The organism is Nitratidesulfovibrio liaohensis, assembly GCF_011682075.1.
Classification (GTDB): Bacteria; Desulfobacterota; Desulfovibrionia; order Desulfovibrionales; family Desulfovibrionaceae; genus Cupidesulfovibrio; species Cupidesulfovibrio liaohensis.
Genome location: NZ_VSMK01000033.1, coordinates 16,565 through 30,231 on the forward strand (window position 1 = coordinate 16,565; position 13,667 = coordinate 30,231).

Below are 13,667 nucleotides of genomic sequence, written 5' to 3' on the forward strand. Positions count from 1 at the left end.
GCGGGGCCATCCGCTCCGTTACGGTTTCCGCCGCCTCGCCCTTTCCCGGTGACGGAGGTGGAGCAACGCTTGACCCGGAGGACCATCCTCATGCCCAGTGCAGCCCTGATCAAGGAATTCGAAGCCATCGTCGGCAAGGACAACGTGTTCACCAGCGAGGCCGACCGCCAGTCGTACTCCTACGATTCCGCCGTGCTCGAAGCCGTGGTGCCCGCCCTTGTGGTGCGCCCCACCAGCACCGAACAGCTCGGCAAGGTCGTTCGCCTGTGCAACGAGAACGGCAACCCCATCACCGTTCGCGGCGCCGGCACCAACCTTTCGGGCGGCACCATCCCCGACCCGCGTGAAGGCATCGTCATCCTGACCAACAGCCTGAACCGCATCATCGAAATCAACGAAGAAGACCTGTACGCCGTGGTCGAACCCGGCGTGGTCACCGCCAAGTTCGCCGCCGAAGTGGCCAAGCGCGGCCTCTTCTACCCGCCGGATCCGGGTTCGCAGGCCGTTTCCACCCTTGGTGGCAACGTGGCCGAAAACGCCGGTGGCCTGCGCGGCCTGAAGTACGGCGTGACCAAGGACTACGTGATGGGGATCGAATTTTTCGACGTCAACGGCGGCCTGGTGAAGACCGGCTCGCGCACCGTCAAGTGCGTGACCGGCTACAACCTTGCAGGCCTGATGGTGGCGTCCGAAGGCACCCTTGGCGTGTTCAGCAACATCGTGCTCAAGCTGGTGCCGCCGCCGCAGGCCTCCAAGGCCATGATGGCCGTGTTCGACGACGTGAACAAGGCGTCGGAAGCGGTTGCCGGCATCATCGCCGCCCACGTGGTGCCCTGCACCCTGGAATTCATGGACCAGGCCACCATCCGCTACGTTGACGACTTCACCAAGGCCGGTCTGCCGCGCGACGCCCAGGCCATCCTGCTCATCGAAGTGGACGGCCACGCCGGCCAGGTGGCCGAAGACGCCGAGAAGGTGGAAAAGGTGCTGAACAAGGTCGGCGCCACCGAAATCAAGGTGGCCAAGGACGCCGCCGAAAAGTTCAAGCTGTGGGAAGCCCGCCGCAACGCGCTGCCCGCCCTTGCCCGCGCCAAGCCCACCACCGTGCTTGAAGACGCCACCGTGCCGCGCTCCAAGATTCCCGCCATGGTCAAGGCCATCAACGACATCGCGGCCAAGTACAACATCTCCATCGGCACCTTCGGCCACGCGGGCGACGGCAACCTGCACCCGACCATCCTGTGCGACCGCCGCGACAAGCACGAGTTCGAGCGCGTGGAGCACGCCGTGGACGAAATCTTCGACGTGGCCCTTTCGCTGCACGGCACCCTGTCTGGCGAACACGGCATCGGCATGGCCAAGTCCAAGTGGATGGAGAAGGAAACCTCCAAGGCCACCATCGAGTTCTCGCGCAACATGAAGCGCGCCATCGACCCCAAGTACATCCTGAATCCCGGCAAGATCATCGGAGCCTAACGCCATGGCAGACCTTACCAAACTCGCCAAGCTGCTCCAGGAGCTGGACGACCAGATGGTCGGCTGCATGAAGTGCGGCATGTGCCAGGCCGTCTGCCCCGTGTTTGCCGAGACCATGAAAGAGGCGGACGTGACGCGCGGCAAGATCGCGCTGCTCGAAAACCTGGCCAAGGAAATGATCCACGACGCGGCGGGCGTTCAGGAAAAGCTGAACAAGTGTCTGCTGTGCGGCTCTTGCGGGGCCAACTGCCCCTCGGGGGTCAAGGTCATGGACATCTTCCTGCGCGCCCGTGTCATCGTGAACACCTACATGGGGCTCTCGCCGGTCAAGAAGGCCATCCTGCGCGGCATGCTGACCAAGCCCGCCCTGTTCAACGCCCTGCTGGACCTGGGTTCCAAGTTCCAGGGCATCTTCACCAGCAAGGTGGACGACCTGCTTGGCTCCTCCTGCTCCAAGGTGCTGTCGCCCGTCATCGGCGACCGCCACTTCGTGGGGCTGGCCAAGCAGTCGCTGCACAGCAAGATCAAGGCGCTGGACACCCCGGCGGGCAAGAGCGGCAAGCGCGTCGCCTTCTTCCCGGGCTGCCTTGGCGACAAGATGTTCGTCAGCGTGGCCGAAGCCTGCCTGAAGGTGTTCGAACACCACGGCGTTGGCGTGTACATGCCCGAAGGCCAGGCCTGCTGCGGCATTCCCGCCATCTCGTCGGGCGACCGCGTGGCCTACGACAAGCTGGTCAAGATCAACCTCGACCTGTTCTCCAAGGGCGGCTTCGACTACCTGGTGACCCCGTGCGCCACCTGCACCGCCACCATCAAGGAAATCTGGCCCAAGCTCATGGACGAGTACCCGGCGACCATGCGCGACCAGATCCGTGCCCTGCACGACAAGGTCATGGACGTGAACCAGTTCGTGGTTGACGTGCTGGGCGTGAAGCCCGAGGCCCCGGCCAAGGGCGCCGTGAAGGTGACCTTCCACGATTCCTGCCACATGAAGAAGTCGCTCGGCGTCACCTCGCAGCCGCGCGCCCTCATCGGCATGAACCCCAAGTACGAACTGGTGGAAATGGCCGAGTGCGACCGCTGCTGCGGTTCGGGCGGCAGCTTCAACCTGTACCACTACGACCTGTCCAAGCAGATCGGCGAACGCAAGCGCGACAACATCCTGGCCACCGGCGCCCAGATCGTGTCCACCGGTTGCCCCGCCTGCATGCTGCAGATGACCGACATGCTCTCGCAGCATGGGGCCAAGGTGGCAGTGAAGCACTCCATCGAACTGTACGCGGATTCGCTGCGCTAGAACCAACATCCGGGGCACGGCCTGCCGTGCCCCGCGGATTATATAGTTATCGAACGGGCGCGCATGCCGCGCCGCGCTCTGGTATCATTCCCCGGCGGGGGGCCGAACGGCGGCCCCCCGCCAGGGGATTCCGGCCCCGCGGATGGTTCCGCGGGCCGTTTGGCTCACCGGGCCAGGCCCGGAAACACCGGCGGCCGTGCCGCCGATGTGGATCCACGGACGCCTCGCCGCGCCCGCCCAGTGGCACGCAAGGAGATATGCATGGCCAACAATCTGTACATCACCGCGACGGAATCGAAGAGCGGCAAGTCCGCCGTGGTGCTCGGCATGATGCAGCTATTGCTGCGCGACATCCGCAAGGTCGCCTTCTTCCGCCCCATCATCAACCGGCCGGTCACGGATGCGGTGGACCACGACACCAACCTCATCCTGACCCACTTCAACCTCGACATTCCCGTGGCCGACACCTACGCGTACTCGCTGCAGGACGCCCGGGAGCTGATCAACAACGGTCAGCACGCCACGCTGCTTGAAAACATCCTGAAGAAGTACAAGCAGCTGGAAGACAGCTACGACTTCGTGCTCTGCGAGGGCACCGACTTTCTGGGCAAGGATGCCGCCTTCGAGTTCGACCTGAACGCCGACATCGCCGCCAACCTCGGCTGTCCCGTGATGGTGGTGGCCAACGGCCAGCAGAAGACCGCCAACGAAATCGTCGCCTCCACCCAGCTGACCATCGATCTGCTGGACGAAAAGGGGTTGGACATCGTGGCCGCCGTGATCAACCGCGCCTCGGTCACCGACGCCGAACGCGACGTGGTCATCAGCAGCCTGGAGTGCAAGGTCAACTGCTCCAACCCCCTGGCCGTGTACGTGGTGCCCGAGGAACCCACCCTGGGCAAGCCCACCATGGGCGACGTGAAGAAGTGGCTGAACGCGCAGGTGCTGTACGGCCACGGCCGCCTGGACACCCTGGTGGACGATTACGTCATCGCCGCCATGCAGATCGGCAACTTCCTCGACTACGTGACCCCCGGGTGCCTCGTGATCACCCCCGGTGACCGTTCCGACATCATCCTCACCGGCCTTGCCACCCGCCTTTCCGGCGCCTACCCCGACATTTCGGGCATGCTGCTGACCGGCGGCATCCAGCCCGCGCCCAACGTGCACCGCCTCATCGAAGGCTGGACCGGGGTGCCCATTCCCATCCTGTCGGTGAAGGACCACACCTACAAGACCATCCAGACCCTGAACGAACTGTACGGCAAGATCGAACCGGACAACGAGCGCAAGATCAACACCGCCCTCGGCCTGTTCGAGCGTTCCGTGGACAGCCAGGAGCTGGGCCGCCGCCTGATCAACCGCAAGTCCAGCCGCATCACCCCCATGATGTTCGAGTTCAACCTCATCGAGCGCGCCAAGCAGAACCGCATGCGCATCGTGCTGCCCGAAGGGGTGGAGGAACGCATCCTGCGCGCCGCCGACATTCTGGCCCGGCGCGAGGTTGCCGACATCATCCTGCTGGGCGACGCCGACAAGGTGGGCGCCAAGGTCAGCGAACTGGGCATCGCCCTGGACGGCGTGCAGATCATCCAGCCCAACCTGTCGCCCAAGTTCGAGGAATACGCGCAAGCCTACTTCGAACTGCGCAAGCACAAGGGCGTCAGCATCGAACGCGCCCGCGACACCATGAACGACGTCACCTACTTCGGCACCATGATGGTGCACAAGGGCGACGCCGAGGGCATGGTTTCCGGCTCCATCAACACCACGGCGCACACCATCCGCCCGGCGTTCGAGTTCATCAAGACCAAGCCCGGCTTCTCCATCGTGTCCAGCGTGTTCCTGATGTGCCTGAAGGACCGCGTGCTGGCCTTCGGCGACTGCGCGGTGAACCCCAACCCCACGGCGGAACAGTTGGCGGAAATCGCCATCAACTCGGCCCACACCGCGCGCATCTTCGGCATCGAACCGCGCGTGGCCATGCTGTCGTACTCCACCGGCTCGTCCGGCAAGGGCGCGGACGTGGAAAAGGTCATCGAGGCCACCCGCATCGCCAAGGAACGCGCGCCGGAACTGCTGCTGGAAGGTCCGTTGCAGTACGACGCCGCCATCGACATGGACGTTGCGCGCACCAAGCTGCCCGGCAGCCAGGTGGCCGGTCAGGCCACGGTGTTCATCTTCCCCGACCTGAACACCGGCAACAACACCTACAAGGCCGTGCAGCGTGCCGCCGGGGCCGTGGCCATCGGCCCGGTGCTGCAGGGCCTGAACAAGCCCGTCAACGACCTGTCGCGCGGGTGCACGGTGCCCGACATCGTGAACACCGTGGCCATCACGGCCATTCAGGCGCAGGCCGAGAAGGGTCTTATCTAGGCTGACAGCCCTATCTTCCTGGGGCTGTTTCCAGATTAGGATTTTCGTTCGTTGGCAAGGAAAACGAGCCTGCCATGAGGGAGTATACTCTTCTCGTATTTGACCGAAATGGAAGGCGAAGTTTGACGCAGCCAACGGGCGAAAGGACAATCTGGGAATAGCCCCGGACACTTGCAACCACAGCCGGGGGCCGCCCACACGCCCCCGGCACCCGCCCCTCCGGGCCGCCCACACGGCCCGGAGGGCCACACCCCGAAAGGAAAAGACCCGCATGAACGTACTCGTCATCAACTCCGGCAGCTCGTCCATCAAGTACCAGCTCATCGACATGACCACCGAGAAGGCCCTGTGCTCCGGTCTTGTCGAGCGCATTGGCGAAGGCATGGGCAAACTGACCCACAAGATCAAGCCCGACACCGACGCCGAGGAAAAGATCGTCCTCGAACAGGCGTTCGCCAATCATGTCGAAGGCATGAAGAAGGTCGTGGACCTGATCACCGATGCCGAGAAGGGCGTCATCGCCGACAAGGGCGAAATCTACGCCGTGGGTCACCGCGTGCTGCTCGGCGGCGAAGAGATCAAGCAGTCCGTCAAGATCGACGAATGGGCCAAGGGCATCATCCGCGACTACATTCCGCTGGGTCCGCTGCACAACCCCGCCAACCTCGCGGGCATCGAAGTGGCGGAAGAACTCTTTCCGCACGCGCCTTCCGTGGGCGTGTTCGACACCGAGTTCCACCAGACCATGCCCAAGAAGGCGTATCTTTACCCGCTGCCCTACGACCTGTACAAGACGCTGCGCATCCGCCGCTACGGCTTCCACGGCACCTCGCACCGCTACATCACCAAGAAGACCGCCGAGTTCCTGGGCAAGCCCCTGGACGAGCTGAACATCATCACCTGCCACCTCGGCAACGGGTGCTCCATGGCCGCCGTGAAGAACGGCCGTTGCGTGGACACCACCATGGGCATCACCCCGCTGGAAGGCCTGATGATGGGCACCCGCTGCGGCGACATCGACCCCGCGCTGGTCCCCTTCCTGATGGAAAAGAAGGGCTGGTCCGGCGCCGAGATCGACACCGTGATGAACAAGCAGAGCGGCCTGAAGGGCATCTGCGGCATGAACGACATGCGCGACATCCACGCCGCCCGTGAAAAGGGTGACGAGATGGCCGAACTGGCCTTCGAGATGTTCGTCTACCGCATCCGCAAGTACATCGGTTCGTTCGCCGTGGTGGTGGGCAAGCTGGACGCCATCGTGTTCACCGCCGGCATCGGCGAGAACGACGACCTGGTGCGCGCCGCCGTGTGCAAGGACATGGACATCCTGGGCGTCGACATCGACGAGGCGGTCAACGCCAAGCGTTCGGGCCAGGCGCGCCACATCGGCAAGCCCGGCCAGCGCGTGCCCGTGCTGGTGGTGCCCACCAACGAGGAACTGGAAATCGCCCAGACCACTGTTGCCGTGTTGAACGGCAACAACTAGGCGATACGAGACATTCCCCGCCGCGCGGGTCCGCAAGGACCGTGCGGCGGGGTTTCTCCGGACTGCACCCGGAGAAACCGGGGGGCTGCCTGCGGCGACGGCCCAGTGCATTCCCCGGACCATCCCACGGCCTTGCGTACAACGGATATACGGACATGGTGGGCATCTACATCGGATCGACGGCGGCTCGGGCAGGCAAGAACCTTGTCTGCATGGCGCTTGGTCTTGCGCTGCGGCAGACCGGACGCAACGTGGGCTTCATGAAGCCCCTGGGAACGTTGCCCCGGACCGTGGACGAACAGACCGGCGACGAGGACGCCCTGCTGGTGCAGGAGGTGCTGGGGCTTTCCGCCCCGCCCGAGGTGCTTACCCCCGTGATCATGCCCGGCAACATCCGGGCGGCCGCCCTGTCGGGGGGCAACGCGCTGGAGCGCGTGGCCTCTGCCTACGGGGCGCTGTCGCGCGGGCACGACACCATGCTGGTGGGCGGTGCCGGAGCGTTCCTGACCACCGGCAAGGCGCGCGGCGTGGACGGCCCCACGGTCGTCCGGCGCCTCGACCTCAAGGTGCTGCTGGTGGAACGGTATGCCCACGGCATCGACTACGACGCCATCCTGTACGCAAAGGAACTGCTGGGAGACGCCCTTGCGGGCGTCCTGTGCAACGACGTGCCCGAAAGCTACCTGCGCGACGCCGAAGAGGTGCTTGTGCCGTTCCTGGCGGAACGGGGCGTGCCCGTGCTCGGCATCGTGCCCAACGACCCGCTCCTCAACGCCATCAAGGTGTCGGAGCTGGCGCACCGCCTGGGCGGTCGCATGGTCTCGGGCACGGCGCGGGCCAGCCGCATCGTGGATGGGTTCCTCATCGGCACCATGCAGGTGGAGAACTTCATGGCGCACTTTCGGCGGCACGCCAACTGCGCAACCATCGTGGGCGGAGACCGGACGGACCTGCAACTCGTCGCACTGGAGGGGCAGTGCCCTTGCCTGGTCCTGACCGGAAACATCCCCCCCGATGAGATCATACGCGCCAGGTCAGAGGCGCTGGGGGTTCCGGTGATCGTGGTCCGCGAGGACACGTACGCCGTGGCCCGGAAGATGGAAGAGATCCTGAACAGCCAGAAGCTGCGCGAACTGGTCAAGATACGCCGCGGGGCCGACCTCGTGGCGCATGCCCTGGACCTTGCGCGGCTGACGGCGCAACTCGGCATTCAGTAGGGCATTTCGACATGAAGGAAATGCCCTGGCGGCGCGAATGCGCCGTCCGCCCCGCAGGCGCTGGCGAAACCGCGTTTCGCCGTAAAGCACCGAAGGGCGCGTTGCACAGTAAATCCGTTTCAAAGGGAGAGTACTGATGAGTGCTACCAATGACCTTGCCCGGCTCATGCGTGAGAAAGCCGAGGCGGTCGGCGCCACCGTGGTGGAGCTGAAGAACCTGAAAGAGGCCTTCGCCTACGCCCTCGACGTCTGTGACAAGAAGGAAGCCTGCCAGCTGCTGGTTTCCGGCTGCGAGGAAAAGCTTTCGGACAAGGCCGAGGCCCTGTGCGAAACCAAGCAGGAAAAGGTTGTGGCCGCCCCCAACCTTTCCGAGGACGAATACGCCGCCTTCTCGGCCCTGTGCGCCGAACGCGGCGTGAAGTGCATCCGCGAGGGCCTGCGTGGCCATCTCGCGGGCATCGACATCGGCGTGGCCCATGCCGACATGGCCATTGCCGAAACCGGCACCTGCGTCATCGACTCCACCAGCGAGGAACTGCGCCTGTCCTCCATGATCAGCGAGATCCACATGGCCATCCTGCCCAAGTCGCGCATCAAGGCCACGGCCTTCGACGCCGAGCGGGAAGTCAACGCGCTGATCAACACCGGCACGCCGCGCTACACCGCGTTCATCACCGGGCCCAGCCGCACCGCCGACATCGAGCGCGTGCTGGCCATCGGCGTGCACGGTCCGCTGGAACTGCACATCCTGATGCTGGAGGACTAGTCTGATGCAAACCGCCAAGACCCTGAAAGAATACCGCAAGGAACTGCGCGAATCCCTCGACAACGAGTTTCTGCGCGAGGCCATGGACAAGTTCGCCACGGCCTACCCCGTCAGCCGCGCCAACGCCTTCCGCGGGCTGGACGAAAAGGCCATGATCGCCGAAGTGGCCGACGCCAAGGACGCCGCCGCGAAGAACATGGACGCCCTGTACGCCCAGTTCAAGGCAGAGGCCGAGAAGCGCGGCGTCAAGGTGCACATGGCGAAAGACGCCGCCGAGGCCAACGAGATCATCGCGCGCATCGCCAAGAACTCGAACTGCAAGAAGATCGTCAAGTCCAAGTCCATGACGGCGGAAGAAACGCTGCTCAACCACCGCCTGGAGGACGACGGCCTTGAAGTGATCGAGACCGACCTTGGCGAATGGATCATCCAGCTGCGCCACGAAGGGCCGACCCACATGGTCATGCCCGCCATCCACCTTTCGCGCTACCAGGTGGCCGACCTCTTCTCCGAGGTGACCAAGCAGAAGCAGGAAGTGGACATCCAGCGCCTGGTGAAGGTGGCCCGCCGCGAACTGCGCCAGCACTTCGCCACCGCCGACATGGGCATCTCGGGCGCCAACTTTGCCATCGCGGAATCGGGCACCATCGGCCTGGTCACCAACGAAGGCAACGCCCGCCTCGTCACCACGCTGCCCCGCGTGCACGTGGCCCTGTGCGGCCTGGACAAGCTGACCCCCAGCCTGAACGACGCCCTGAAGTCGCTGCGCGTGCTGCCCCGCAACGCCACCGGCCAGGCCATCACCTCGTACGTCACCTGGATCACCGGTGCCAACGAGTGCAAGGCTGCCGCCGACGAGAAGAAGGAAATGCACATCGTGTTCCTGGACAACGGCCGCCGCGCCCTGGCCCAGGACCCGCTGTTCTCGCAGGTGATGCGCTGCGTGCGCTGCGGCGCGTGCGCCAACGTGTGCCCGGTGTACCGCCTGGTGGGCGGCCACAAGATGGGCCACATCTACATCGGCGCCATCGGCCTTATCCTCACCTACTTCTTCCACGGCAAGGACAAGGCCCGCAACCTGGTGCAGAACTGCATCAACTGCGAATCGTGCAAGAGCATCTGCGCGGGCGGCATCGACCTGCCCCGCCTGATCAAGGAAATCCGCGCCCGCCTCAGCGAAGAGGACGGCGCACCCGTTGAAGCCACCCTGCTCGGCAAGGTGCTGAAGAACCGCAAGCTCTTCCACACCCTGCTGCGCTTCGGCAAGTTTGCCCAGAAGCCCGTCACCGGCGGCACCCCGTACCTGCGCCACCTGCCGCAGATGTTCATGAAGGACCACGGGTTCCGCGCGCTGCCCGCCATCGCGGACAAGGCCTTCCGCGACGAATGGGAAACCATCCGTCCCCGCGTCAGCAACGCCAAGCTGCGCGTGGCCCTGTTCTCCGGCTGCGTGCAGGACTTCGTCTACCCCGAGCAGATGAAGGCCGCCGTCAAGGTTCTGGCCTCGCGCGGGGTGGAGATGGACTTCCCCATGGACCAGAGCTGCTGCGGCCTGCCCGTGCAGATGATGGCCGAACGCCAGGCCACCATCGACGTGGCGCGCCAGAACGTCATGGCGTTCGACGCGGCCAAGTACGACTACATCCTCACCCTGTGCGCCTCGTGCGCCTCGCACCTGAAGGAAGGCTACCCCAACATCCTTGCCGGGCAGCAGGACATGGCGGGCAAGGTGAAGCTGTTCTCCTCCAAGATCATCGACTTCAGCTCCTTCGTCCATGACGTGCTGGGCATGACCGCCGACGACTTCAAGGGCAAGGGCGAAAAGGTGGCCTACCATTCCTCGTGCCACCTGTGCCGTGGCCTTGGCGTGGTGGAACAGCCCCGCGCGCTCATCGCGTCTTCCGGTTCGGAATACTGCCCGGCCCAGGAAGAAGCGGTGTGCTGCGGCTTTGGCGGCACCTTCTCCATGAAGTTCCCGGAACTGTCCAAGGAACTGCTGGACAAGAAGCTGAACAACGCCGAAGCCACCGGCGCCACCCGCATGGTGGCCGACTGCCCCGGCTGCATCATGCAGATTCGCGGCGGCGCCGAAAAGCGCGGCAGCCGCATGAGGGTCGGCCACATTGCGGAACTTCTGGCAGAAAACCTGAAGTAAGCGTGACTTCCGCCGATAGATGACACAAGGGGGGCCGTTCCCGCATCTGCGGGGGCGGCCCCTTGCGTTCCGGAAAACAGATGAAGGCAGCACTTTTTCCCGGCAACGACGCCAACTCTCTTTGCAAGAGTATCACATCCGTATAGTATTGTTCCAAACCCCTGTTCGGGGTCTGGCTGGCGGCAGGCAGACCGACGCCAGAGAATCTGTGCGAACACTCAAGGGGGATCGCATGTTCAGGAATTTCTCCATCGGCGCGCGCGTCATCGCGCTGCTGGTTTTCATGGTGCTGTTCGTCACCGGCGTTGTGGGTGCCTTCGTGGCCACCATCGACACGGTGAAGGAACACGGTGTCACCGAAACCCAGCAGGTGATGCTGGCGGAGGAAAAGGCCAAGCTGCAGGTGGCCACCCACTCTGTAGCCCTGGCGCTGGGCCAGCTTGTGGCCGACGTGGCCGACGAGCCAGCTCGCATCGAGATGGTGCGCAAGGCCATCGACACCATCCGCTTTGAAAAGGACCAGTCCGGCTACTATTTCGTCTACCAGGGCACCACCAACGTGGCCCTGCCCCCCAACAAGAGCGTGCAAGGCAAGGACCTGTCCGAGAACAAGGACAAGAACGGGGTCTACTACGTGCGTGAACTGGCGCAGCGCGCGTCATCCGGCGGGGGCTTCATCGAATACATCTTCCCCAAGCCGGGCAAGGGCGACCAGCCCAAGCTGGCCTATGCCGAAATGATTCCCGGCACCAAATTCTGGATCGGCACCGGGGTGTACATCGACAACATCGACGAGGCCAAGGCCGCCATCAACGCCAACCTCGAAGGCCTGGCCAACAAGGCCCTGACCTGGCAGCTTTCGGTCATGGCGGCGATCCTGGTGCTGGTCGTCATACCCGTGTGTATCATGCTGATCGCGTCCATCGTGCGTCCGTTGCGTGAAGCCACGGTGGCGGCCCAGGCCGTGGCCGATGGCAACCTGGAAATACGCATAGAGGCCAGGGGCCGCGACGAGGTTTCGGCCTTGCAGGCCGCGCTGAACACCATGGTCGCCACGCTCAAGAACAACATCGCCGACATCACAGAAAAGCAGCGCGAGGCGGGCCGCCAGGCCGACGCCGCGCGCGCGTCGGCCCAGCAGGCCGAAGAAGCCATGGCCAAGGCCGCCGTGGCCACCAGGGAAGGCATCCTTACCGCCGCCGGACGGCTGGAAGGCGTGGTGCGCGCCATCGACCACGCGGCGGACGACATCGCCCGCCGGTCCGAGGAAATAAGCCGGGGCACCGACACCCAGATGGCCCGCATCAACGAGACGGCCACGGCCATGGAAGAAATGAACGCCACGGTACTGGAAGTGGCGCGCAACGCGGGCCGCGCGGCGGACCAGACCGAGGCATCGCGCACCAAGGCCGACGAAGGCTCGGGCATGGTCAGCCAGACCGTGAAGGCCATGCAGGATCTGAAGAACCTGGCCAGCAACCTCAAGGACAACATGCACCGCCTGGGGCAGCAGTCCGAGGCCATCGGCCATGTGATGAACGTGATCAACGACATCGCCGACCAGACCAACCTGCTGGCGCTGAACGCGGCCATCGAGGCGGCCCGTGCCGGTGACGCCGGGCGCGGCTTCGCCGTCGTCGCGGACGAGGTGCGCAAGCTGGCCGAAAAGACCATGGGCGCCACCAAGGAAGTGGGCGATTCCATCAAGGCCATCCAGGATCTGGCCCGCACCAACGTCACAGGCATGGACGACGCGGTCAACGCCATCGACGGCGCGGCGCGCCTTTCCGGCAGTTCCGGCGAGTTGTTGCAGCAGATCGTGACCATGGCCCACGACGCCGCCGGGCAGGTGCAGGCCATTGCCACGGCAGCGGAAGAACAGTCCGCCGCCAGCGAAGAGATCACCCGCTCGGTGGAGGAAATCGACCGCATTGCCCGAGAAAACGGCACGCTGGTCAACGCCACCAACACCGACCTGCGCAACCTTGCCGACCAGGCCGCCGAACTGCGCCGCCTGATCGAGGGCATGAAGAAGGAAGCCGCGTAAGGCACGCCGCGCTCCACGCCCCATGCATTGCATCACGGGCCGGAAGGACACCTTCCGGCCCGTTTGCTTTGCCGCGCGCGTCTGACATGGCTGGGCGTCGCCAGCGCCGTCTGCCCCTGGCCTTGCTGATTCGGCTCGCCCGGCTTGCTCGGCGGGCACAGGCAATGCCCCTCCCGGCGGCGATGCCCGGAGGAATGTGTTCTCCGATCCGGGGGACTGACAACGCGCCATCGGCAATGCTATGCTGACACAGACCCACGCATGCATCGGCAGCCGTGCCTCGGCCCGACACCATGCACCGGCTGACCGGTGCCCTCATGCCGGCCGCCGCACAGGCCCCGAAGCAATCCCCGGAGCAATCCTCGGAGTTCCCATGTCCGACAGCGCCCCCAGGCCGGAACAACCCGCCGCTTCCCCCCCCGCCGCGACCGCCTCCGGCCAGGCGCCTTCCGCCCTGCCGCCATCGGAAAATCCCCCCGCCGCGTGGCAACCCGTGCAGCCCGCCGCCCTCACGGGGCTGCTGCAACCCTACGGCGACCCCACCCGGCCGGTACGCCCCGGCGATGCCGTGGGCAGGGTGCTGGACGGAACGTCCTTTGCCGTCCTGGGCGACACCCGCGCCCCCCTGGGCATCGACCTGGTCACCGGCGAACTGATGGCCCGCGAACTGGGGGTGCTGGAACGCGTGGAACGGCCCGCTACGGCGGCAGCACACGGCACCCCGGCGGCAGCGCCTGCCCCTTCCGGCTCCGCTGGTGCGGCGCACACCCTCATCCTGCGCCCGCTGGTCACCGTCAGCCCCGACAGGCTCGCCGTCCTGGCCGATGTGCACGCCACAGATCGGAAG

The 13,667-nt window shown here is 65.0% G+C and carries 8 protein-coding genes and 1 pseudogene; all 9 read left to right on the forward strand.

Annotated elements, in window-relative coordinates:
* Positions 1–90 precede the first annotated feature (90 nt).
* Positions 91–1,476: an FAD-binding oxidoreductase gene (locus FVW27_RS01570; RefSeq protein ID WP_167122148.1), complete on the forward strand. Its 1,386-nt coding sequence runs from the start codon at positions 91–93 to the stop codon at positions 1,474–1,476.
* A 4-nt stretch (positions 1,477–1,480) separates the two neighbouring features.
* On the forward strand, positions 1,481–2,773 hold the full coding sequence (locus FVW27_RS01575; RefSeq protein ID WP_167122150.1) for a (Fe-S)-binding protein: 1,293 nt from the start codon (positions 1,481–1,483) through the stop codon (positions 2,771–2,773).
* A 261-nt stretch (positions 2,774–3,034) separates the two neighbouring features.
* Positions 3,035–5,149, forward strand: a complete 2,115-nt coding sequence (gene pta / locus FVW27_RS01580; RefSeq protein ID WP_167122153.1) for a phosphate acetyltransferase — start codon at positions 3,035–3,037, stop codon at positions 5,147–5,149.
* A gap of 271 nt (positions 5,150–5,420) precedes the next feature.
* The gene (locus FVW27_RS01585; RefSeq protein WP_167122154.1) at positions 5,421–6,635 is read left to right on the forward strand and encodes an acetate kinase; all 1,215 of its coding nucleotides are present in this window, start codon (positions 5,421–5,423) and stop codon (positions 6,633–6,635) included.
* A 155-nt stretch (positions 6,636–6,790) separates the two neighbouring features.
* Entirely contained in the window at positions 6,791–7,852 is a 1,062-nt protein-coding gene (locus FVW27_RS01590) for a phosphotransacetylase family protein (protein ID WP_167122156.1), read from the forward strand.
* Between the two features lie 136 nt (positions 7,853–7,988).
* Positions 7,989–8,618, forward strand: a complete 630-nt coding sequence (locus tag FVW27_RS01595; RefSeq protein WP_167122158.1) for a LutC/YkgG family protein — start codon at positions 7,989–7,991, stop codon at positions 8,616–8,618.
* A gap of 4 nt (positions 8,619–8,622) precedes the next feature.
* Positions 8,623–10,773 (forward strand): L-lactate dehydrogenase (quinone) large subunit LdhH, encoded by a 2,151-nt coding sequence (ldhH, locus tag FVW27_RS01600; protein ID WP_167122160.1) that lies wholly within the window; start codon positions 8,623–8,625, stop codon positions 10,771–10,773.
* 232 nt (positions 10,774–11,005) lie between these two features.
* Positions 11,006–12,820, forward strand: a complete 1,815-nt coding sequence (locus FVW27_RS01605) for a methyl-accepting chemotaxis protein (protein WP_167122162.1) — start codon at positions 11,006–11,008, stop codon at positions 12,818–12,820.
* A gap of 373 nt (positions 12,821–13,193) precedes the next feature.
* Positions 13,194–13,667, forward strand: a pseudogene (locus tag FVW27_RS01610) (hypothetical protein); the annotation flags it as partial.

Excerpts from the sequence above, each read along its gene's own strand:
- FVW27_RS01570 (WP_167122148.1), top strand. The coding sequence starts at position 91 with ATGCCCAGTGCAGCCCTGATCAAGGAATTCGAAGCCATCGTCGGCAAG.
- FVW27_RS01595 (WP_167122158.1), top strand. The coding sequence starts at position 7,989 with ATGAGTGCTACCAATGACCTTGCCCGGCTCATGCGTGAGAAAGCCGAG.
- pta (WP_167122153.1), top strand. The coding sequence starts at position 3,035 with ATGGCCAACAATCTGTACATCACCGCGACGGAATCGAAGAGCGGCAAG.
- FVW27_RS01590 (WP_167122156.1), top strand. The coding sequence starts at position 6,791 with ATGGTGGGCATCTACATCGGATCGACGGCGGCTCGGGCAGGCAAGAAC.
- FVW27_RS01585 (WP_167122154.1), top strand. The coding sequence starts at position 5,421 with ATGAACGTACTCGTCATCAACTCCGGCAGCTCGTCCATCAAGTACCAG.
- FVW27_RS01605 (WP_167122162.1), top strand. The coding sequence starts at position 11,006 with ATGTTCAGGAATTTCTCCATCGGCGCGCGCGTCATCGCGCTGCTGGTT.
- ldhH (WP_167122160.1), top strand. The coding sequence starts at position 8,623 with ATGCAAACCGCCAAGACCCTGAAAGAATACCGCAAGGAACTGCGCGAA.
- FVW27_RS01575 (WP_167122150.1), top strand. The coding sequence starts at position 1,481 with ATGGCAGACCTTACCAAACTCGCCAAGCTGCTCCAGGAGCTGGACGAC.